Annotated in this window: 17 protein-coding genes and 1 pseudogene; 11 read left to right on the plus strand and 7 right to left on the minus strand. The window is 60.1% G+C overall.

All coding sequences use genetic code 11. From position 1 onward, the window contains the following. The first annotated feature begins 48 nt into the window (after nt 1-48). From alr to ACZRKZ_RS14510, 4 genes are all read left to right on the plus strand, one after another. Nucleotides 49-1,122, plus strand: a complete 1,074-nt coding sequence (gene alr / locus ACZRKZ_RS14495; protein ID WP_463967634.1) for an alanine racemase — start codon at nt 49-51, stop codon at nt 1,120-1,122. A 115-nt stretch (nt 1,123-1,237) separates the two neighbouring features. Beyond that, a complete protein-coding gene (locus ACZRKZ_RS14500; protein WP_017135864.1) occupies nt 1,238-1,786 on the plus strand; it encodes a cupin domain-containing protein in 549 nt (182 codons plus the stop codon). Nucleotides 1,787-1,967: 181 nt separating this feature from the next. Beyond that, nucleotides 1,968-2,378: a c-type cytochrome gene (locus ACZRKZ_RS14505; RefSeq protein ID WP_463967635.1), complete on the plus strand. Its 411-nt coding sequence runs from the start codon at nt 1,968-1,970 to the stop codon at nt 2,376-2,378. A gap of 138 nt (nt 2,379-2,516) precedes the next feature. Next, nucleotides 2,517-4,439, plus strand: a complete 1,923-nt coding sequence (locus ACZRKZ_RS14510) for an acetyl-CoA hydrolase/transferase C-terminal domain-containing protein (protein WP_463981907.1) — start codon at nt 2,517-2,519, stop codon at nt 4,437-4,439. A 40-nt stretch (nt 4,440-4,479) separates the two neighbouring features. Here ACZRKZ_RS14510 and ACZRKZ_RS14515 read toward each other — a convergent pair whose 3' ends face one another. Both ACZRKZ_RS14515 and rep read right to left on the minus strand, forming a co-directional pair. Further along, on the minus strand, nt 4,480-5,052 hold the full coding sequence (locus ACZRKZ_RS14515; protein ID WP_149412583.1) for a xanthine phosphoribosyltransferase: 573 nt from the start codon (nt 5,050-5,052) through the stop codon (nt 4,480-4,482). 57 nt (nt 5,053-5,109) lie between these two features. Next, on the minus strand, nt 5,110-7,119 hold the full coding sequence (rep, locus tag ACZRKZ_RS14520) for a DNA helicase Rep (protein WP_350615157.1): 2,010 nt from the start codon (nt 7,117-7,119) through the stop codon (nt 5,110-5,112). A 268-nt stretch (nt 7,120-7,387) separates the two neighbouring features. Between rep and ACZRKZ_RS14525 the strand changes: the two genes are divergently transcribed. Further along, entirely contained in the window at nt 7,388-9,061 is a 1,674-nt protein-coding gene (locus ACZRKZ_RS14525) for a putative bifunctional diguanylate cyclase/phosphodiesterase (protein WP_463981908.1), read from the plus strand. On the opposite strand, the gene ACZRKZ_RS14530 is transcribed toward ACZRKZ_RS14525, so the two are convergent. After that, nucleotides 9,058-10,470: a NorM family multidrug efflux MATE transporter gene (locus ACZRKZ_RS14530; protein ID WP_463981909.1), complete on the minus strand. Its 1,413-nt coding sequence runs from the start codon at nt 10,468-10,470 to the stop codon at nt 9,058-9,060. The genes ACZRKZ_RS14525 and ACZRKZ_RS14530 overlap by 4 nt on opposite strands. 152 nt (nt 10,471-10,622) lie before the next feature. On the opposite strand from ACZRKZ_RS14530, the gene ACZRKZ_RS14535 reads away from it, so the two are divergent. Together ACZRKZ_RS14535 and ACZRKZ_RS14540 are read left to right on the plus strand one after the other, a co-directional pair. Then, on the plus strand, nt 10,623-11,543 hold the full coding sequence (locus ACZRKZ_RS14535) for a LysR substrate-binding domain-containing protein (protein WP_463981910.1): 921 nt from the start codon (nt 10,623-10,625) through the stop codon (nt 11,541-11,543). Nucleotides 11,544-11,732: 189 nt separating this feature from the next. Continuing rightward, complete coding sequence (locus ACZRKZ_RS14540; protein ID WP_463967641.1) at nt 11,733-13,709, plus strand: methyl-accepting chemotaxis protein; 1,977 nt, start codon at nt 11,733-11,735, stop codon at nt 13,707-13,709. Nucleotides 13,710-13,731: 22 nt separating this feature from the next. Here ACZRKZ_RS14540 and ACZRKZ_RS14545 read toward each other — a convergent pair whose 3' ends face one another. Together ACZRKZ_RS14545 and ACZRKZ_RS14550 are read right to left on the minus strand one after the other, a co-directional pair. Beyond that, nucleotides 13,732-15,228: a YifB family Mg chelatase-like AAA ATPase gene (locus tag ACZRKZ_RS14545; RefSeq protein WP_463981911.1), complete on the minus strand. Its 1,497-nt coding sequence runs from the start codon at nt 15,226-15,228 to the stop codon at nt 13,732-13,734. 209 nt (nt 15,229-15,437) lie between these two features. Beyond that, on the minus strand, nt 15,438-15,698 hold the full coding sequence (locus ACZRKZ_RS14550) for an accessory factor UbiK family protein (protein WP_133100792.1): 261 nt from the start codon (nt 15,696-15,698) through the stop codon (nt 15,438-15,440). A gap of 421 nt (nt 15,699-16,119) precedes the next feature. On the opposite strand from ACZRKZ_RS14550, the gene glnK reads away from it, so the two are divergent. From glnK to sutA, 4 genes and pseudogenes are all read left to right on the plus strand, one after another. Continuing rightward, nucleotides 16,120-16,458, plus strand: a complete 339-nt coding sequence (glnK, locus tag ACZRKZ_RS14555; RefSeq protein WP_002555808.1) for a P-II family nitrogen regulator — start codon at nt 16,120-16,122, stop codon at nt 16,456-16,458. A gap of 34 nt (nt 16,459-16,492) precedes the next feature. Further along, nucleotides 16,493-17,830, plus strand: coding sequence for an ammonium transporter (locus ACZRKZ_RS14560; protein WP_463967644.1), 1,338 nt, complete (start codon nt 16,493-16,495; stop codon nt 17,828-17,830). A gap of 211 nt (nt 17,831-18,041) precedes the next feature. Next, a pseudogene (locus ACZRKZ_RS14565) lies at nt 18,042-18,467 on the plus strand (secondary thiamine-phosphate synthase enzyme YjbQ). Between the two features lie 103 nt (nt 18,468-18,570). Next, nucleotides 18,571-18,897, plus strand: coding sequence for a transcriptional regulator SutA (sutA, locus tag ACZRKZ_RS14570; protein WP_463967646.1), 327 nt, complete (start codon nt 18,571-18,573; stop codon nt 18,895-18,897). Nucleotides 18,898-18,978: 81 nt separating this feature from the next. On the opposite strand, the gene ACZRKZ_RS14575 is transcribed toward sutA, so the two are convergent. Both ACZRKZ_RS14575 and xerC read right to left on the minus strand, forming a co-directional pair. Further along, nucleotides 18,979-19,677 (minus strand): HAD family hydrolase, encoded by a 699-nt coding sequence (locus ACZRKZ_RS14575; protein WP_463981912.1) that lies wholly within the window; start codon nt 19,675-19,677, stop codon nt 18,979-18,981. Continuing rightward, nucleotides 19,674-20,573, minus strand: coding sequence for a tyrosine recombinase XerC (gene xerC, locus ACZRKZ_RS14580; RefSeq protein ID WP_463967648.1), 900 nt, complete (start codon nt 20,571-20,573; stop codon nt 19,674-19,676). Before xerC ends, ACZRKZ_RS14575 begins: the two co-directional genes overlap by 4 nt. Nucleotides 20,574-20,575: the final 2 nt, after the last annotated feature.

Genomic DNA, 20,575 nt, shown 5'->3' on the forward strand with positions numbered 1-20,575 from the left:
TCAGTCGGTGCCGATTTTCTTCCCCTAGCTGCCTAGAAGCCTGCCGCCATGCGTCCTGCCCGTGCCCTGATCGACCTTCAAGCCCTGCGCCACAACTACCAACTGGCTCGTGAAATCAGCGGGGCCAAGGCCCTGGCCGTGATCAAGGCTGATGCCTACGGGCATGGTGCCGTGCGCTGTGCCCAGGCGCTGGAGGCCGAGGCGGATGGCTTTGCCGTCGCCTGCATCGAGGAAGCGCTGGAGCTGCGGGCCGCCGGCATTCGTGCGCCGGTGTTGCTGCTGGAAGGTTTTTTCGAAGCCGATGAACTGCCGCTGATCATCGAGCATGATTTCTGGTGCGTGGTGCATTCGTTGTGGCAGTTGGAGGCGATTGAGCAAGCGACCTTGAGCAAACCGCTCACGGTCTGGCTGAAGCTGGACTCGGGCATGCACCGGGTTGGCCTGCATCCCAAGGACTATCACGACGCTTACCAGCGTCTGTTGGCCAGCGGCAAAGTGGCGAAGATCGTGTTGATGAGCCATTTCGCCCGTGCCGACGAGCTGGACAGTACGAGTAGCGAAGAGCAGGTCGCGGTATTCACGGCGGCTAGCCAAGGCTTGTCGGCCCAGGTCAGCCTGCGCAACTCGCCATCGGTAATGGGCTGGCCGAACGTTTCCAGCGATTGGGTTCGCCCGGGCCTCATGCTGTATGGAGCCACGCCGTTTGGCGAAGACCAGGCGATCGATGCGCGTTTGCAGCCAGTCATGACCCTGGAATCGAAAGTCATTTGTGTACGCGAACTGCCGGCCGGAGAACCTGTGGGCTATGGCGCCAGGTTCGTGACTCAGAAGCCGATGCGCATCGGCGTGGTTGCCATGGGCTATGCAGACGGTTATCCACGCCACGCTCCGACCGGCACACCCGTGCTGGTCGCTGGCCAGCGCAGCCAATTGCTCGGTCGCGTGTCGATGGACATGCTGTGTGTCGACCTGACCGATGTAGCTGAAGCCGGTCTGGGTTCCATTGTCGAGTTGTGGGGCAAAAACATCCTCGCCAGTGAGGTCGCTGCTGCTGCTGACACCATCCCGTATCAGATTTTCTGCAACCTGCGTCGAGTGCCACGGCTCTATTGCGGCGTTTAGCCGTAGGCGACGAACTGAGGGCGCCAGGATTTAGGTCCAAGTGTTGTAAATACTGAACGCTGTCGCCATGATAACGCTCAATTACAATAACGCCTGAATCTAGGAGGCTCCAGCATTGGACGTCGGCGAACGACTGCAATCCATCCGTAAACTGAAAGGTCTTTCCCAGCGAGAGCTTGCCAAGCGCGCGGGCGTTACCAACAGCACTATTTCGATGATCGAGAAAAACAGTGTCAGCCCTTCCATCAGCTCCTTGCGAAAGGTGTTGGGCGGCATTCCCATGTCCATGGTCGAGTTCTTTTCCGAGGAGATCCTCCAGGAAAAACCGACCCAGATCGTCTATAAAGCCAATGAGCTGATCGATATCTCCGATGGCGCGGTGACCATGAAACTGGTGGGCCGAGCGCATCCAAGCCGGGCAATTGCGTTTCTCAACGAGATTTACCCGCCAGGCGCCGACACCGGCGAGGAAATGCTCACCCACGAGGGCGAGGAAACCGGAATCCTGGTAGAAGGACGCCTGGAACTGGTGGTCGGTCTTGAAACTTTTGTGCTCGAAGCCGGCGACAGCTACTACTTTGAAAGCACCAAGCCACACCGTTTTCGTAATCCGTTCGATGTGCCGGCGCGACTAATCAGCGCAGCCACACCCGCGAACTTTTAAGAAAAGAGGCATCCTGCCTGTATTGCAGCGATACCCGACGCAGTATTCCGTCGTGGTGAATCTCCCCTTCGACAATAGGGTTGTTTCAGTGGGGCGGGCTAACCGTTATACTTTCGCCGCCTGCGAAACCGTGGCCGCAGGCGTGAATAGCCACCATGAGGGTGAACGCGTGAACCTAATTATGAAAATGCTGGCCGCACCAGCAACCGTACTGGCCCTTTGGGCTGTCAGCGCTCAAGCTGCGACCAATGATGATATTGCCAAGCGTCTTGAACCCGTCGGGAAGGTCTGTGTTCAGGGCGAAGAATGCAAGGGGATGGAAGTTGCTGTGGCTGCGGGCGGCGGCGGAGCAAAAACGCCGGCGGATATCGTTGCCAAGCATTGTAATGCTTGCCACGGCACTGGCCTGTTGGGCGCGCCGAAAGTCGGTGATAAAGCTGCCTGGAAAGAGCGCGCCGACCATCAGGGCGGCCTTGATGGCATCCTGGCCAAAGCCATCACCGGCATCAACGCAATGCCACCTAAAGGGACATGCTCCGATTGCTCGGATGACGACCTCAAGGGTGCGATCAAGGAGATGTCCGGTTTGTAAAAAGCCGATCTTCGTCAAAAAAGCCGCTTGCGAGCGGCTTTTTTGTGAGCGCGATTTACCTTTCGAGGCTGTTCTTTACAGCAAAGACCCGGCAAGCTCGGTCCAACCCCAATTCATGGAATGTTCGGGAGAAGTCCGATGGTGCAGTTGTGTTCAATCGAGCAAGCGGTCGATGACGTACTGGCGCGGTTGCCAGCGCATATTCACATGGGTATGCCCTTGGGCCTGGGCAAACCCAATCTGTTTGCCAATGCGCTGTACCGTCGCATCGCCAAGCTGCCCGATCGCGCACTGACGATCTACACCGCCCTGAGCCTGGGCCGCCCGACCTTGGGTGACGGTTTGCAAAAGCGCTTCCTCGAACCCTTTATCGAGCGAGTCTTCGGTGACTATCCCGAGCTGGACTTTCTCGCCGACCTGCACAAGGACAGCCTGCCGGCCAACATTCATGTGCAACAGTTCTTCCTGCAGCCCGGCAGCCTGCTCCACAGCGTTTCGGCCCAGCAGGACTATGTCAGCAGCAACTACAGCCATGCCGCCCGCGACATCAACGCCGCTGGCTTGAACCTGGTGGCGCAACTGGTGGCCAGCTGCAGCGAACACCCGGATCGCTTGAGCCTGAGCTGCAACCCCGACATTACCCTCGACCTGCTGCCGATGATCGCCAAGCGGCGCGCGGCCGGGGAAACCATCCTGGTGGTTGGCCAGGTCCACAACGACTTGCCCTACATGCCCGGCGATGCAGAGCTGGGCATGGATCAGTTCGATCTCCTGATCGACGAGAAGGACAGCACCACGCTGTTTTCCACCCCGAACATGCCGGTGGGGTTCCAGGATCACTTTATCGGCCTGCACGCCAGCACCCTGGTGCGTGACGGCGGCACCTTGCAGATCGGCATCGGCTCCATGGGCGATGCGCTGACCGCTGCACTGTTGGCGCGCCAGGCGGATAACGAGGCCTATCGGCTATTGCTCACCGACCTGGACGTATACCAATGGGCGCCGCTGATCAGCCGCGAAGGTGGGGTCGAGCCGTTTGCCAGGGGCCTCTACGGTTGCAGCGAAATGTTCGTCAATGGCTTGCTGGTACTGGCCGATGCGGGCATCGTCCGGCGCAAGGTCTATCCGGACGTTGCGACTCAGGAGCAGGCCAATGCCGGCACCCTGGATGAGTCGGCGCAGCCAGATGGTATTTCGGTGCACGGCGGCTTCTTCCTGGGGCCGCGCAGTTTTTATGCGCGGTTGCGGGACTTGCCCCAGAGCAAGCGCCTGGAGTTCAACATGACCCGCATCAGCTACATCAACGAGCTGTACGGGCAGGAACAACTCAAGCGTTTGCAGCGCCTGGATGCGCGGTTTATCAACAGTGCATTTACCGTGACCCTGATGGGCGCGGGTGTGGCAGACCAGTTGGAAGATGGCCGTGTGCTCAGCGGTGTGGGCGGGCAATACAACTTTGTCGCCCAAGGCCATGCGCTGGAGGGCGCGCGCTCGATCCTGATCCTGCGTAGCTGGCGCGAATCGGCAGGCGAGGTCAGCTCCAACATCGTCTGGGACTATGGCCATTGCACTATTCCCCGGCACTTGCGCGACATTGTCATCACCGAATATGGCATCGCCGACTTGCGTGGTCAGACTGACGCCAAGGTGATTGAGGCGCTGCTGAATATCACCGACTCGCGGTTCCAGGCCGACCTGATCGAACGGGCGCAAAAAGCGGGCAAGTTGCCCAAGGATTTCCAGCTGGCCCCGCGTTTTGCCAACAATACGCCAGAGCGTTTGCAGGCAGTCCAGGCCCGACATGCGCGGTTATTTCCGGAGTATCCGTTGGGCAGTGATTTCACTGATGAGGAGCGGGATTTGCTGCGGGCGTTGAACTGGCTCAAGAGCAAATTCAAGCTGACGGAGATTCTGGAACTGGGCAAGGCGGCGCTGGATGCACCAGAGCCGAAGGCGTTCCCCCTGCATCTGGAGCGGATGGGGTTGGCCAAGCCGGAGGGGTTGAAAGAGGACTTGTATCAGCGACTACTGTTGGCAGGGCTTCAGGCGACGTCACTGTAGGAGCGAGCAAGCTCGCTCCTACAGTATGTGGGGGCGTCGATTATTCGATGAAGGTTACGACGCCACCCGCCAACGACTGCACCCGAGCCAGCGATTCAACCCGGTAACCCTGCGCATCCAGTTCCGCACGGCCACCCTGGAACGACTTCTCGATCACGATCCCCAAGCCGGCCACGGTCGCACCGGCCTGTTTGATGATTGAGATCAGCGCTTGGGACGCCTTACCATTGGCCAGGAAGTCATCGATGATCAGCACGCGGTCGCTGCTGGTCAGGTGGCGCGGCGAGATCGCCACGGTGCTTTCCACCTTCTTGGTGAAGGAGTACACCGTCGCCGACAGCAGGTTTTCGGTGAGAGTCAGGGACTGCTGCTTGCGGGCGAAGATCACCGGCACGCCCAGGTTCAGGCCTGTCATGATCGCTGGGGCAATGCCCGACGCTTCGATGGTGACGATCTTGGTGATGCCCGAATCCTTGAACCGTGCGGCGAATTCGTCGCCGATCAGCTTCATCAGGGCCGGGTCGATCTGGTGGTTCAAAAAGGCGTCGACCTTAAGTACATGATCGGAAAGCACGATGCCTTCTTCGCGAATTTTCTTGTGTAGTGCTTCCACGAAAGCTTCCTCAACTGGCGTCTTGTGCGCCGAAAGTAGATTAAAAAGTAGTCAATTCTAGCGCTTTAACATTGCGCGTATATCCGCCAGAGCGGTGTTGCCGCGAACGGCTTTGACTTCGGTCGGTGTGTCGTCGTTGCCTTCCCAGGCCAGGTCGTCCGGAGGCAGCTCATCAAGGAAGCGGCTAGGGGCGCAATCGATAATTTCGCCGTACTGCTTGCGCTTGGCGGCAAAGGTAAAGGCCAGGGTCTGACGGGCGCGGGTAATGCCCACGTAGGCCAGGCGCCGTTCTTCTTCGATGGTGTCGGCTTCGATGCTGGAGCGGTGGGGGAGGATTTCCTCTTCCATGCCCATGATGAACACGTAGGGAAATTCCAGTCCCTTGGACGCATGCAAGGTCATCATTTGCACGCCTTCGGCGCCGTCTTCCTCTTCCTGCTGACGTTCGAGCATGTCTCGCAGGACCAGCTTGCCGATGGCGTCCTCGACGGTCATTTCGCCGTCTTCGTCTTTTTCCAGGGTGTTTTTCAGTGCTTCAATCAAAAACCAGACGTTGCCCATGCGGTAGTCCGCGGCCTTGTCGCTGGAGCTGTTGGTGCGCAGCCAGTTCTCATAGTCGATGTCCATGACCATGCTGCGCAGGGCGCTGATCGGGTCTTCGCCGGAACACTGCTCACGGACCTTGTCCATAAAGCGCTTGAAGCGCGACAGGCGGTCGGTGAAGCGGGTGTCCAGATGCTCGCCCAGACCGATTTCGTCGGTGGCGGCGTACATCGATATCTTGCGTTCGGTGGCGTAGTTGCCGAGCTTTTCCAGGGTGGTCGCGCCGATTTCCCGACGAGGGACGTTGATCACCCGCAGGAAGGCGTTGTCGTCATCCGGGTTTACGATCAGCCGGAAGTAGGCCATCAAGTCTTTGACTTCCTGGCGTCCGAAAAAGCTGTTGCCGCCGGACAGACGATAAGGGATCTGGTGGTGCTGCAGCTTCAGCTCGATCAGCTTGGCCTGGTAGTTGCCGCGATACAGGATGGCAAAGTCGCTGTACGGCCGATCGGTGCGCAGGTGCAAGGTCAGCAATTCAACGGCCACGCGCTCGGCTTCGGCGTCTTCGTTGCGGCAGCGGATCACGCGGATTTCGTCGCCGTGGCCCATCTCGCTCCACAGTTGTTTTTCAAACTCGTGGGGGTTGTTGGAGATCAGCACGTTGGCGCAGCGCAGGATGCGGCTGGTGGAGCGATAGTTCTGCTCCAGCATCACCACTTTCAGGGACGGATAGTCGTCCTTGAGCAGCATCAGGTTTTCCGGGCGTGCGCCGCGCCAGGCGTAGATCGACTGGTCATCGTCGCCCACCACGGTGAATTGGTTGCGGATGCCGATCAGCAGCTTCACCAGCAGGTACTGGCTGGCGTTGGTGTCCTGATATTCATCCACCAGCAGATAGCGGACTTTGTTCTGCCATTTTTCGAGAATGTCGGCGTGTTCCTGGAACAGCTTCACCGGCATCAGGATCAGGTCGTCGAAGTCCACCGCGTTGAACGCCTTGAGCGTGCGCTGGTAATGGGTGTAGACGATGGCAGCGGTCTGCTCCTTGGGGTTGCGTGCGTTTTCCAGGGCTTCGGGCGGCAGGATCAGGTCGTTTTTCCACGAGCCGATCATGTTCTTGATCTCGTCGACGCCGTCGTCGCCCGCGTATTCCTTCTGCATGATGTCGGTCATCAGGGCTTTGACGTCGGTCTCGTCGAAGATCGAGAAGCCCGGCTTGTAGCCCAATCGCAGATGCTCCTTGCGGATGATGTTCAGCCCCAGGTTGTGGAAGGTACACACAGTGAGGCCGCGGCCTTCGCCACCCTTGAGCAGGGTGCCGACACGCTCTTTCATTTCTCGCGCCGCCTTGTTGGTAAAGGTCATGGCGACGATGTACTGGGCGCGGATGCCGCAGTTCTGGATCAGGTGCGCGATCTTGCGGGTGATCACGCTGGTCTTGCCGGAGCCTGCGCCGGCGAGCACCAATAGAGGGCCGCCGACGTAGTTCACGGCTTCTTGCTGCCGGGGATTGAGTCGGGACATACAGAGTTCAGGGAGTCATTGATCAAAAGGGCAGGTATTTTAACAGGCTGGCGAGATTCTGCTGCCTCTGAACGACAGTGTGACGTACCACTCGATCTAAATTTGCCGGTTTTGTTACTTTGCCGCAGGATGTGCGGGGTATTAGAGTCTATTGTTTGATCTAGAGCCGCACTGCGCTGTATTTGATAACCAATATCATTGGTCATTACCAGGCGGCACGTCATAATGCCCGCCGCCAACGAAATTTTGCAGAGTCTAGGGAGCTAGCTTGTCTACGCCTGTCGAACCCTTGCGTTTGCTGCTACTGGCCGATGAGCCAGCGTGGGCAGCGTTGTTGCGCGAGTGCCTGGTGCCGATGGGCGATGGGGCTGTGCTGATCAGCGCGCCAAATTGGGAGTCTGTGAGCAGCCTGTTCGATGACCACCGCACGGCGGTGTTGTTGACCACTCCCAGCCTTCAACCCGGGCCCGGCCGTTGCAGCCTGCCCTGCGTGTTGTTGTTGGAACAGGAGCCGCTGGTAGCGCCGTTGGGCGTCAGCGACTGGTTGGTCCGCACGGCATTGGATATCGATACATTGCGCCGGTGCCTGCGCCATGTCCGCGAGCGCGGCTTGCTGGAAAATACCTTGCAGCGCCTGGCCGAACAAGACCCGCTGACCGGCATCGCCAATCGCCAGGGCTTTCAGACCCTGCTGACTGCACGCCTGGCTGAAAACGAAGGACGTGGCCTGGCCCTCGGGCACCTGGACCTGGACAACTTTCGTCACGCCAACGACGCCCTCGGCCACCAGGCCGGCGACCGCCTGATTCTGCAAGTGGTCTCGCGGCTCAAGAGCCAGTTGGAGGCCGGGGATCAACTGGCGCGCCTGGGCAGTGACGAATTCGCCCTGCTGATCGACACCCGCCGGGCGCCCCAACGCGCCGAGTGGATGGCCGAGCGCATCACCGAAGCCATGGCCGAACCCTATTGGGTGGATGGCGAAAGCCTGCTGATCGGTTGCAGCCTGGGGGTAGCCCACGCTCGCGCCAAGGCTGGCGCCGACCCGCTGATGTGGCATGCCCATATCGCCATGCAACAAGCCAAAAGCACCCAAGGCTGCACCTTCCATATTTTCAACGAGCGCATCAACCGCAACGCCCGCAGCCTCGCCGACCTGGAAAGCGAACTGCGCCGGGCGCTGCGCCGTGATGAGCTGGAGTTGCATTACCAGCCACGGTTGGACCTGGACGACGGGCATATCGTCGGCCTGGAGGCCCTGGTGCGCTGGCGCCATGGCGAGCGCGGCCTGTTGCCGCCCAGTGAGTTCGTGCCTCTGGCCGAGCAGAGTGGCTTGATTGTGCCGCTGGGTTACTGGGTGATTTCCCGGGCCTTGCGTGACATGCAGGACCTGCGTGAACGCGGGATTGCGCCGCTGCACATGGCGGTCAACCTGTCGTTCCGTCAGTTCCAGGACAGCCAATTGTTGTCGACCCTTAGCCGGCTGATTGCCGAGCGGGGAGTGGACGCGCAGTGGCTGGAATTCGAACTGACGGAAACCGCCGTGATGCGTCGCAGCGATCTAGTCAAGCAGACCATGGACGCTCTCGGCCGCCTGGGGGTGCGTTTTTCCCTGGATGACTTTGGCACCGGGTTCTCATCGTTCGTGCACCTCAACAGCCTGCCGATTGCCTTGCTGAAAATCGACAAGAGCTTTGTCGGCGGCATGGAAGAGCGCGAGGAAAACCGCAAGCTGGTCCACGCCATGATCAACCTGGCCCACAACCTCAACCTGGAAGTGGTGGCCGAGGGTGTGGAAACGCCCGAGCAGTTGGCGTTGCTGAGGTTGTTCGGCTGTGATCAGGCCCAGGGGTATCTGATCAGCAAGCCGTTGCCGTTGGCGGAGTTGGTGGAATACCTGAGGTTTGGTGACAGTCAGCAGGCATTGCTGGGAGAAGTGATCTAGTCCGGCTGCGGTGCCTGAAATTCATTGTGAGTTTCAGGCACCGTTCCTTCCCGGCGAATCATCCGCTTCATCTTCGCTTCAAACGCCCACGTCAGGCTTACCGCTGCGCACGCCAGGCCGAGGGCCAAGCCCCACCAGACGCCGGTCGGCCCCCAGCCGAGCGTGAAGGCCATCAACCAGGCAGCTGGTGCGCCGATCAGCCAGTAGCAACCCAGCCCCACCAGGAACGTGGTCTTGGCGTCCTTGAACCCGCGAATACAGCCCATGGCGATGGTCTGCACGCCATCGAACAGCTCAAACCAGGCCGCAACAGCCAACAGGCTGACCGCCAGGCTGATGACATCGCGAAACGCCGGGTCATTGTGGTCGAGGAACAGGCCGATCAACTGGTTCGACAGCAGCCAGAACATCATCGCAAACCCGAGCATCGCCACCGCCCCGAAGACAATCCCGACCCTCCCGGCCAGACGTGCATCCAGCAGTTGCCCGGCGCCATAGTGCTGGCCGATGCGCATGGTGATTGCGTAGGACAACCCCGCCGGCACCATGAACGCCACCGAGACGATTTGCAGGGCGATCTGGTGCGCCGCCAATTGCGTGCTGCCCATGGTGCCCATGCACAGCGCTGCGAATGCAAACAACCCGACTTCCACCGCATAGGTGCCACCAATTGGCAGGCCCAGGCGCCACAGTTCTCGCAGGTACTGAAGGTTGGGACGCAACAGGCCCTCGCACAGCGGATAAGCGTCGTAGGCCCGGTTGATTTTGATGTACCAAATCAGCGCCAGGGCCATGCAGTTGGCGACTATGGCGGTCACCAGGCCAATGCCCACCAGGCCCAACTTAGGCAGGCCGAACATGCCTTCGATCAAGGCATGGTTGAGCAAATAGTTGATCACCGTACCGGCCAGGCTGATCACCATGACCGGCGTCGCCTTGCCGATGGCACTGGTAAATCCGCGCAGGGCCATGAAGGTCAGGTAGCCGGGCAGGGCGAACGGCAGGATCATCAGGAACTGCCCGGCCGAGTGCACGTTGGTTTCCGTCTGGCCGAACATCAGCAGCACCGGCTTGAGGTTCCACAGCAGTAAGCCGGCCACCAGCGCCATCAGCCACGCCAGCCAGAGCCCAGCCTGGGTCAGCCGGGTGGCGCCTTCAATGTCGCCCGCGCCCTGGCGGATGGCGACCAGCGTGCCGACGGCGGCGATCACGCCGATGCAGAAGATCGATACAAACGAATAGCTCGCCGCGCCCAAGCCACCGCCAGCCAGGGCTTCGGGGCTCAGGCGGGCCATCATCAGGGTGTCGGTCAGCACCATCAGCATGTGCGCCAACTGTGAGGCAATCAACGGCCCTGCCAGCCGCAGAATGGCCCAGAGTTCGGTACGTGCCGGATGCTGCATGTTCATCACACTCAAAAAAACGGAGGAAAGGGGAAGGGTTGATTCTCGGCGCTCTCAGCACTTTGCACAAAGGGATAAATGCGATGGTTCGCATGATTAAAACTCATGTCTGAGAGATTCTGGTAGGGTTTCGAGATTGCGCTGTCGGAGCTGTCCCTATGTCTCGTCGTCTTCCTCCGCTTTATGCCTTGCGGGCATTTGAAGCCGCGTCGCGATACAACTCCTTCACCCGTGCGGCAGAGGAGTTGTCCATTACCCAAAGTGCGGTCAGCAGGCACATTCGCACCCTGGAAGAGCATTTCGCCTGCCGCCTGTTCCAGCGTAGCGGCCGCACCTTGCAGCTCACCGAAGCGGCGCGATTGTTGCTGCCCGGTGTGCGCGAGGGCTTTGCCGCCCTGGAGCGTGCCTGTCATACCCTGAACGCCGAAGATGACATCCTGCGCATGAAGGCACCGTCCACCCTGACCATGCGCTGGTTGCTGGCGCGGCTCAGTCGTTTCCGGCATTTGCAGCCAGGCAATGAAGTGCAATTGACTAGCGCCTGGATGAGCATCGATGAAGTGGATTTCAATCAGGAGCCCTTCGACTGCGCGGTACTGCTGAGCAATGGCCATTTTCCACCAGCCTGGGAGGCCAGTTACCTGTTTCCCGAACTGCTGATCCCGGTGGGTGCGCCCAACCTGCTCAGCGACGGGCCCTGGGACGCTGCGCGCCTGGCCACTGCCGAACTACTGCACCCGACGCCAGATCGTCGGGATTGGCGCAATTGGTTGGAGCGCATGGGGCTGTCGTCCCAGGTATCGCTCAAGGGTGGGCAAGTGTTCGACACCTTGGAGCTGGGGATGATCGCCGCGGCCCGAGGTTATGGGGTGTCGATGGGCGATTTGCTGATGGTGGCCGAAGACGTGGCCCAAGGCCGGTTGAGCCTGCCGTGGCCGACCGCTGTGGCCAGTGGGGAAAATTACTATCTGGTTTGGCCGAAAACCCGTCCCGGTGGTGAACGCTTGCGCAGGCTCTCGGACTTCCTTCAGGGCGAGGTCCGGGCCATGGAGTTGCCTCAGGTCGAACGGCTCGACTGACTCGGTGTAGTGCCCCAAAACAATGCGTTTGAGTGGCGCCTCTGTGACTCACTCAAGTATTGATCAGCCCCGCCGAAGTAGGTGTGACGTAGCCGTTATTCTTTAGCGGCTCAGCGTGCCCCCCTATTAGAAAATTTGCCGAGCTGCGCTATGAGATCAGGATGATCCGGGCCTCGGCCAGGAGCTGTCATGTCTCAACCACGCGCCCGGATTGCCTCCCAGCTGGGTCTTGCCTTAGCGGTAATATTGGCTGTCGTCATCAGCGGCAGTACCGTCTTCGCCCTGCGTTCCCTAGACTCGGCCAACCTCGACACTCGGGAAGAACACCTGGCCAGCGAGGCGCGGTTGCTCGCCGACCAACTCAATACCTTCCACAGCACCTTGCGCGAGAGCACCCAGCGTTTGAGCGGGTTGTTCGAAAAACGCTTCGGCGCCGGCTTGAGCGTGCGTGCAGACCAGCCGGTGACAGTGGCCGGCGTGCAGACGCCGAGCCTGTACCTCGGTACTGAGATGCTCAACAATAACTTCGACGAAGTCGACGAGTTCAAGCAGATGTCCGGCGGCGTGGCCACGGTGTTTGTGCGCAGCGGCGATGACTTCATCCGGGTCAGTACTTCCCTGACCAAGCAGGATGGCAATCGCGCCATCGGTACGGTACTGGATCGCCAGGGTCCAGCCTATTCGCGCCTGCTGGCCGGGCAGAGTTACATCGGCCGAGCGGTGTTGTTCGAACGCTCCTACATGACTCAATACAGTCCAGTGCGTGATACGGCCGGCAAGGTCATCGCCGTATTGTTTATCGGTTTCGACTACACCGATGCGCAGAACACCCAGTTCGACAACCTCAAGCGTTTCCGTATTGGCCAGACCGGCTCCCTGGCGTTGCTGGACGAGCAGCAGCGTTGGCTGGTGCCGCCGGCCGGCGTGCAAGCATTGGATCAATCGGTTCCGGTAATGCTCGATCTGGCCAAGAAACCGGGTAAGGGCCGTTTCTGGAGCGACAAGAACGAAGACTTCTACAGCGTTTCGGTGTCGTTCGACGGTGGCCCGTGGTCGGTGGTGGCAAGTATGCCGAAAGCTGAAATCCGCGCGGTGACCTGGTCGGTGGGCATTCGCCTAGTGATCGGCAGTGTGCTGGCTATGTTGCTGGCGGTGGGCGCGACGGTCTGGCTGCTGCGCAGCAAATTGGCACCGCTTGGGGATCTGGTGCGCCAGGCCGAAGCCTTGGGCGCGGGGGATTTGAGTGCGCGCTTGAATGTGTCCAGTCACGACGAAATCGGTCAGTTGGCCCGCAGCTTCAATCAGATGGGCGAAGCGCTGTCGAACATGGTGTCCCATATCCGCAAGGCCGCCGAAGAGGTCAACAGCCGCGCTCAGGCGCTATCCGGTCTGTCCGGTGGTGCCTATGAAGGCATGGAGCAGCAGTCCGGCGAGATCACCAGCATGGCCGGCGCAGTGGAAGAATTCAGCGCCACGTCGCTGAACATCGCCGACAATATGGGCAGTACCGAACGCCTGGCTCAGGAAAACGCCCAGCAAACCCGGATCGGCCGTACCTCGATGCAAGAGGCGTCGTCGTCCCTGGAGCATATCGCCACCTCACTGAACAGCACGGCGACGGTGATCAACACCTTGGGGCAGCGCTCCCAGGAAATCGGCGGGATTGTTGGGGTGATCACCTCGATTGCCGAACAGACCAACCTGCTGGCCCTCAATGCCGCCATCGAAGCAGCACGGGCCGGCGAGCAGGGTCGTGGCTTTGCGGTGGTGGCCGATGAAGTGCGCAACCTGGCGTCGCGCACCCGTCAGGCCACCGACGAGATTTCCGGGATGATCCAGAGTATCCAGCAGGAAACCGGCAACGCCATCAGCACCATGGAGCAAGGCAACGTATTGATGCAGGAAGGCCTGTCACGCAATGCCAACGTGGCTTCGGCTCTGGCGCGGATCGACGAACAAAGCCGCTCGGCCGGCCAGCAATTTGCCGCGATCACTACCGCAACCCAGGAACAGAGCAGCACTGCCACATTGCTCAGCAGCAACTTGCAAAGCATTGCCCTGGCCAATAGTGAGCAGCGGGAAGTGGTGTCGAACCTGGCGATTACTGCCAAGGAACTGGAGACGTTGGCGGCGGGCTTGCGCGATGAGGTTGACCGATTCAGGTGAGCATCAAAACTGTGGCGAGGGATTAGCTGATTGCTGCTGGCCGATACTGCAACGCTTCTGCCAAATGATGGCGACCGATCGCTTCCACCTGCTCCAGATCCGCCAAGGTGCGGGCGACCTTCAACAATCGATGCGCCGCCCGCAGCGACAAAGTCAGCCGCTCGCAGGCGGTCTCCAGCCAGCCTTCATCGACTTTCGCCAGCACGCAATGCTCGCGTAGCCCCGGCAAGTCGAGAAAGGCGTTGGCACAACCCTGGCGCTGCTGCTGGCGGTCGCGGGCCTCGGCGACACGTACCGAAGCGCTGGCCGTGTCGTCTCCGGCTTGTGTGGCCGGGTTCAGTGCGGTGCTTTCCCGCGCAACGGTCACGTGCAGGTCAATTCGGTCCAGCAAGGGCCCGGAGAGTTTGTTGCGATAACGCTGAATCAGTTCCGGTGTGCAGCGGCATCTCCCGCTCGGTTCGCCCATATAACCGCAAGGGCAAGGGTTCATCGCCGCCACCAGCTGAAAGCGCGCCGGGAAACTCACTCGGTCGCGGGCGCGGGAGATGACGATATGGCCCGACTCCAGTGGCTCGCGCAGTACCTCCAACACCTTGCGATCAAACTCCGGCAACTCGTCGAGAAACAGCACGCCGTGATGGGCGAGAGTGATTTCTCCAGGCTGCGGTTTTGAGCCGCCGCCCACCAGTGCCGGCCCTGAAGCCGAATGGTGGGGTTGGCGAAATGGTCGGTGCGGCCAATGGCTCAGTGGTGCCAGGCTGACCACCGACTGAATCGCCGCTACCTCCAGCGCTTCCTGCTCGCTCAAGGGAGGCAGCAATCCTGGCAGGCGACTGGCGAGTAAGGTTTTGCCGGTGCCTGGTGGCCCGCTGAACAACAGATTGTGGGCGCCTGCTGCGGCAATCAATAACGCTCGCTTGGCCGCCAACTGACCCTGGACTTCACTCAGGTCGGGGTAGGGCTTGTTCAGGTACATCAGGCCACTGGAAACGAAGGGCTCAATCGGCACATGCCCATTCAGGTGCGCCACCACTTGCAGCAGGTGATCTACCGCAATCACCTTCAAGCCGGAGGCAAGGCACGCCTCTTCGGCATTGGCCCGAGGCACTATCAAGGTGCGCCCGGCCTTGCGTGCTGCGAGCGCCGCTGGCAACACACCCTTTACCGCGCGTACTTCGCCGGACAGCGCCAGTTCGCCGAGGCATTCCACGTCATCGAGCATCAGTGATGGCACCTGCACGCTGGCGGCGAGAATTCCCAGGGCAATCGCCAAATCAAAACGCCCGCCGTCCTTGGGCAGGTCGGCGGGCGCGAGGTTGAGGGTGATACGGCGGGCGGGATATTGCAGGGCAGAGTTGAGAATGGCGCTGCGCACCCGGTCCTTGCTTTCCTTGACCGCCGTTTCCGGCAAACCCACTAGCGTAAGCGACGGCAAACCATTGGCCATATGCACCTCGACGGTGACGGCGGGGGCTTCGACGCCAATCTGGGCGCGGCTGTGGACGATGGCGAGGGACATGCTCGTTCCTTGAGATGGAGGGCCGCTTCCTGCGGGTTTTTCAAGAGTAGACGAGGTGGGGAAGAGCGAGGCGGGGAGGTTTTACAGAACGTGACCAAACTGTAGGAGCGAGCTTGCTCGCGAAAATAGTCAACGATAACGCGGGCATTCTGAATGAACGCGGCGCTCTCGGGCTCTTCGCGAACAGCTCGCTCCTACAAGGGCAGGCGTTATTCGGTGGGTGGATTCAACCGCGCTTCCAGCTCCGCCACCTTCGCCTCCAGGCTCTCCAACCGCGCACGCGTGCGGGCCAGTACAACCATCTGGCTATCAAACTCTTCCCGGCTGACCAGGTCCAGCTTGCTGAAGCCGCTCTGCAACAAAGCCTTGAACTGGCTTTCGATTTCGTTGCGAGGCAGCGGGGTTTCGCCGCTGAACAGGCGGGAGGCGTGGCCGCTCAGGGCGTCGAGGAGGTCTTTGGGAGCGAGCATGGGAAATATTCCGGAAAACTGTTGGCAGGCAGTGTATCACGCAGCGTCTATAGTCTTTTTCACGCGGCGCTGCGCACGCTTTTCGTGCATGGGGTCGGGCAGCTGCGCACTGTTTTCGTGCGTATCCACACCGCTGTAGGCCCCCGCAAGTGGGCACGAGTGAGCAAAGGATTGATTTCAGTGATTTTTACGGAGCTGGCAAGGTTTCTGCTTAGACCATCATGACCCATGCACTGATGCAGTCGCTGTGACGAATGCAGTGCGCCGACGGAGCGGGGTACAGGTTTCGTCACCAGTGGTTAGCTCGCGTCGCAATGGCACTTGTCAGGGCGACGAAGCGTTACAAAGCCAGGCACTGCGCTTAGACTTGAGACGGGTTTGTTTTCCTGGGGCAAGTCCACCAATTCGGGAGAGAGTTTTCATGAAGCTAGTCACTGCCATCATCAAGCCGTTCAAGTTGGACGATGTACGCGAGTCGTTGTCCGAGATCGGCGTGCAGGGCATTACCGTTACTGAGGTCAAAGGCTTCGGTCGGCAGAAGGGGCACACGGAGTTGTATCGCGGCGCGGAATACGTGGTCGATTTCCTGCCGAAGGTGAAGATTGATGTCGCCATTGACGACAAGGATCTTGATCGGGTTATCGAGGCGATAACCAAGGCCGCCAACACCGGCAAGATCGGTGACGGCAAAATCTTCGTGGTCAATCTGGAACAGGCTATTCGCATCCGTACCGGCGAAACCGATACCGACGCAATCTAAGCCGCCAAACCCCAACGCCCCAGGAGAAAACAATATGACTCTGCGTAAATTCGCAGGGCTAGGAGCCCTGTTGTCCATCGTAATGCCCAGCCTGGCTATGGCGGCAGACGAAGTGGCGGCTCCAGTCCTCAACTCCGGCGACACCGCCTGGATGCTGACCGCTACCGCATTGGTGTTGTTCATGACCATCCCCGGTCTGGCGCTGTTCTACGGCGGCATGGTCCGCTCCAAAAACATTCTTTCCGTGATGATGCAGTGCTTCGCCATTACCGGCCTGATCAGCATTCTGTGGGTCGTCTACGGCTACAGCATTGCGTTCGACACTACCGGGATGGAGCAGGGCGTCGTCAACTTCAACTCGTTCTTCGGCGGCATGGGCAAGGCGTTCCTGGCGGGTGTCACTCCGGCCAGCATCACCGGGCCTGCGGCGCTGTTCCCTGAGGCGGTGTTCATCACCTTCCAGATGACCTTCGCCATCATCACTCCGGCACTGATCGTCGGTGCGTTCGCTGAGCGCATGAAGTTCTCCGCCATGCTGATCTTCATGGCCATCTGGTTCACCCTGGTCTATGCGCCGATTGCGCACATGGTCTGGAGCGGCAACGGTGGCCTGTTGTGGGATTGGGGCGTACTGGACTTCGCTGGCGGCACCGTGGTGCACATCAACGCCGGTATTGCTGGCCTGGTGGCGTGCATCGTGCTCGGCAAGCGTAAAGGCTACCCGACCACGCCGATGGCTCCGCACAACCTGGGTTACACCCTGATCGGCGCGGCGATGCTGTGGATTGGCTGGTTCGGCTTCAACGCAGGTTCCGCTGCTGCTGCCAACGGCACTGCCGGCATGGCGATGCTGGTGACCCAGATCGCTACCGCTGCTGCGGCGCTGGGCTGGATGTTCGCCGAGTGGATCACCCACGGCAAGCCAAGTGCCCTGGGTATTGCTTCGGGTGTGGTTGCCGGTTTGGTCGCCATTACGCCAGCCGCTGGCACCGTGGGGCCGATGGGCGCCCTGGTGATTGGTCTGGTTGCCGGTGTGATCTGCTTCTTCTGCGCTACCAGCCTCAAGCGCAAGCTGGGCTACGACGACTCCCTGGACGCCTTCGGTGTTCACGGTATCGGCGGTATCGTCGGTGCGATCCTCACCGGTGTGTTCGCAGCCCCGGCCCTGGGCGGCTTCGGCACTGTGACTGATGTTGCGGCACAGGTCTGGATTCAGGCCAAGGGTGTCGGTTTCACGGTGATCTACACCGGTATCGTGACCTTCGTCATCCTCAAGGTGCTGGACAAGGTCATGGGCCTGCGGGTTACTGAAGAGGAAGAGGCGGTCGGCCTCGATCTGGCGGAACACAACGAGCGTGGCTACAACTTGTAAGTACGCTTAAAAAAGATGCCCGGCTTGCCGGGCATTTTTTTGTCTGGGGTTTGTCTGCGGTGAAGGGTTGTGAGTATTTTTGTGCTGACTTTGTGATTGGATCCATAGGGTACTTTTCACTGTGCAAATGTCTTACATGCATGTAGGCGTATTCGGCACTTTGTTTTTTCCCTGAGCGCGCTAGAATGCGCGCCGATGTGCGCAGAACTGTATGTGGCAACAGACCCTGATTATCCTGCGGGCCAAGCCCCGGGGCTTTCATCTGGTGACGGACGAGTTGCTCGTTGGTTTGCCTGAATTGAAGGCTAGTCGGATGGGCTTGTTGTATTTGTAGCTGCAGCACACCTCGGCCTCGTTGACCGTCAACGAGAATGCCGACCCGGCGGTTCGCCGTGACTTCGAACGTTTTTTCAACACGCTGGTGCCACAAGGTAGAGCGGTGTATGAACATGACGACGAAGGCCCGTATGATCTGCCGGCGTACTTCAAGGGCAGACTGCTGGGCTGTCAGTTGAGTTTGCCGGTCAAGGCCGGCCACTTGGCGATGAGGACCTGGCAAGGTGTTTATCTGGGCGAGCACCGCGATCATGGTGTTGCTCGTAAAGTCCTCGCCACCTTGCACGGTGATGGGGCATAAGCCGCTGGTTATCCGGTGGATGTTGATTTTTTTCCAGCTGCCGTCGACAGACGGCGAAGCTGGGCTATAACTAATCTGCTTTTCGCAAGTCATGAGGTAGAACATGAGCGACGATGATCTGGAAAACGACGACCTCGAAGTAGGTGACGACGAAGCCGAAGAAGGTCTGGAAGCGGCTGCGTCAGACGTTGCTGACGACGACGACGGCGGGGAAGACGCACCGGCTCCGGCTGCCAAGGGCAAGGCCAAGGCTGCTGTTTCGGTTGACGAGCTGCCAAGCGTTGAAGCCAAGAACAAAGAGCGCGATGCGCTGGCCCGAGCGATGGATGAATTCCTCGCCAAAGGCGGCAAAGTGCAGGAAGTCGAGGCCAACGTGGTGGCTGATCCACCGAAGAAGCCTGATAACAAGTACGGCAGCCGGCCTATCTAAGGTCAGTTACTTGCTTGCTGAAAAAGCCCGCCGTCGCTGCGGGCTTTTTCATGGGTGACACAAAGAGCCTTCACCACCAGGTTATACGTTCCAGCGGGCGAGCAAGTCGGGCAGTTCAGTCAGGCTGCGAATCTCTGCATCTGGCAATTGCTCGGTTTCCCAGGCTTTACCCGCTGGGTTGAACCAGATGGCGCGAAGCCCCGCCTGCTGGGCGCCGGCAATGTCATCGCCGGGGTGGTCACCAATATGTACGGCGGCGCTCGCATCTACGCCACCGCGCTGTAACGCCTCCTGAAACAGTCGTGCGTCCGGCTTGGCGATGCCGATATCCTCGGCGCGCAGAGCAAACTTAAAGTAATCCGCCAGACCAACGCGCTGCACATCGGCATTGCCATTGGTGATCACTCCCAGCATGTACTGGCGGCCCAGGGCCTGCAGCATGGGCTCTGCTTCGGGGAATATAGTGAGTTGGTGCCGGGCGTGGATGAACGCTTCGAAACACGCACCCGCCAACTCCGTCGCCTCAGGCTGTGGATAACCAGCCTCTTCAAAGGCATGCAGCAGGACGCGGTGACGCAACACACTGATACGGTATTTCAGCTCGGGATAGCGCTGCAGCACCTGTTGGCGCAGGTCGGCGAACTTTTCCAGGGGCAATTCGCCCACCAATGAGGCATTAGTGGCGAGCCACTCGCGCATCGACGCCTCGGCGCTGATGATGACGGGCACGTTATCCCAGAGCGTGTCGTCCAGGTCGAAGGTGATCAGCTTGATGCTCATGAGTCGCTGCCTTTAATGCGTTTGGCCCGTGGATGGGCGCTGTCGTACACCGTCGCCAGGTGCTGGAAGTCCAGGTGGGTGTAGATCTGGGTGGTCTTGATGTCGGAGTGGCCGAGCAGTTCCTGCACCGCGCGCAAGTCTTGTGAAGACTCCAGCATGTGGCTGGCAAACGAGTGCCGGAGCATGTGCGGGTGGAGGTTTTGCCCCAGCTCGCGCTCGCCGGCGGCCTTGACCCGCAACTGGATCGCCCGTGGCCCGAGGCGCCGGCCTTGCTGGCTGACAAACACCGCGTCATCCGCCGGATTGCTCAGGGCTCGCAACCCCAGCCACAGTTGCAAGGCTTCCCGGGCTTTCTTGCCGACCGGCAGCACGCGGGTCTTGCTGCCTTTGCCGAGCACTTGTACCAGGCCATCCGCGAGGTCCAACTGATCGAGGTTGAGGCCGGTCAACTCCGACAGGCGCAGGCCCGAGGAGTAGAACAGCTCAAGGATCGCCTGGTCGCGACGGGCGAGGAAGTCATCCTCTACCGCGCCATCGAGCAGTTGCAAGGTACGGTCGGCGTCGAGGGTTTTGGGCAGGCGCCGTTCGCCCTTGGGCGGCGCGAGGCCGTTGGCCGGGTCGTGGTCGCAGAGGCCTTCGCGGTTCAGGTAGTGATAAAGGCCACGCACCGCCGACAGCAAGCGCGCCAGGCTACGAGAGGATTGGCCTTGCTGGTGGAGGCGGGCGATCAGGCTACGCAAGCTCTGGATATCCAGGGCTTTCCAACTGCCGATCTGTTGTTTCTCGCAGAATGCCAGGACCTTGTTCAGGTCCCGTCGGTAGGCTTCAAGCGTATGGGGAGACACCTGGCGCTCGCTGCGCAGATGAGCGCAGTAGGCGTCCAGTTGTCGTTCCATGG

The organism is Pseudomonas sp. c313, assembly GCF_055407145.1.

What these genes read in the sequence shown, in the direction of transcription:
- ACZRKZ_RS14545 (WP_463981911.1), bottom strand. Translation starts at nt 15,228, where the DNA reads ATGTCCCTCGCCATCGTCCACAGCCGCGCCCAGATTGGCGTCGAAGCC.
- ACZRKZ_RS14540 (WP_463967641.1), top strand. Translation starts at nt 11,733, where the DNA reads ATGTCTCAACCACGCGCCCGGATTGCCTCCCAGCTGGGTCTTGCCTTA.
- ACZRKZ_RS14505 (WP_463967635.1), top strand. Translation starts at nt 1,968, where the DNA reads ATGAAAATGCTGGCCGCACCAGCAACCGTACTGGCCCTTTGGGCTGTC.
- rep (WP_350615157.1), bottom strand. Translation starts at nt 7,119, where the DNA reads ATGTCCCGACTCAATCCCCGGCAGCAAGAAGCCGTGAACTACGTCGGC.
- ACZRKZ_RS14560 (WP_463967644.1), top strand. Translation starts at nt 16,493, where the DNA reads ATGACTCTGCGTAAATTCGCAGGGCTAGGAGCCCTGTTGTCCATCGTA.
- ACZRKZ_RS14575 (WP_463981912.1), bottom strand. Translation starts at nt 19,677, where the DNA reads ATGAGCATCAAGCTGATCACCTTCGACCTGGACGACACGCTCTGGGAT.
- alr (WP_463967634.1), top strand. Translation starts at nt 49, where the DNA reads ATGCGTCCTGCCCGTGCCCTGATCGACCTTCAAGCCCTGCGCCACAAC.
- sutA (WP_463967646.1), top strand. Translation starts at nt 18,571, where the DNA reads ATGAGCGACGATGATCTGGAAAACGACGACCTCGAAGTAGGTGACGAC.
- ACZRKZ_RS14550 (WP_133100792.1), bottom strand. Translation starts at nt 15,698, where the DNA reads ATGCTCGCTCCCAAAGACCTCCTCGACGCCCTGAGCGGCCACGCCTCC.
- ACZRKZ_RS14510 (WP_463981907.1), top strand. Translation starts at nt 2,517, where the DNA reads ATGGTGCAGTTGTGTTCAATCGAGCAAGCGGTCGATGACGTACTGGCG.
- glnK (WP_002555808.1), top strand. Translation starts at nt 16,120, where the DNA reads ATGAAGCTAGTCACTGCCATCATCAAGCCGTTCAAGTTGGACGATGTA.
- ACZRKZ_RS14530 (WP_463981909.1), bottom strand. Translation starts at nt 10,470, where the DNA reads ATGAACATGCAGCATCCGGCACGTACCGAACTCTGGGCCATTCTGCGG.
- xerC (WP_463967648.1), bottom strand. Translation starts at nt 20,573, where the DNA reads ATGGAACGACAACTGGACGCCTACTGCGCTCATCTGCGCAGCGAGCGC.
- ACZRKZ_RS14535 (WP_463981910.1), top strand. Translation starts at nt 10,623, where the DNA reads ATGTCTCGTCGTCTTCCTCCGCTTTATGCCTTGCGGGCATTTGAAGCC.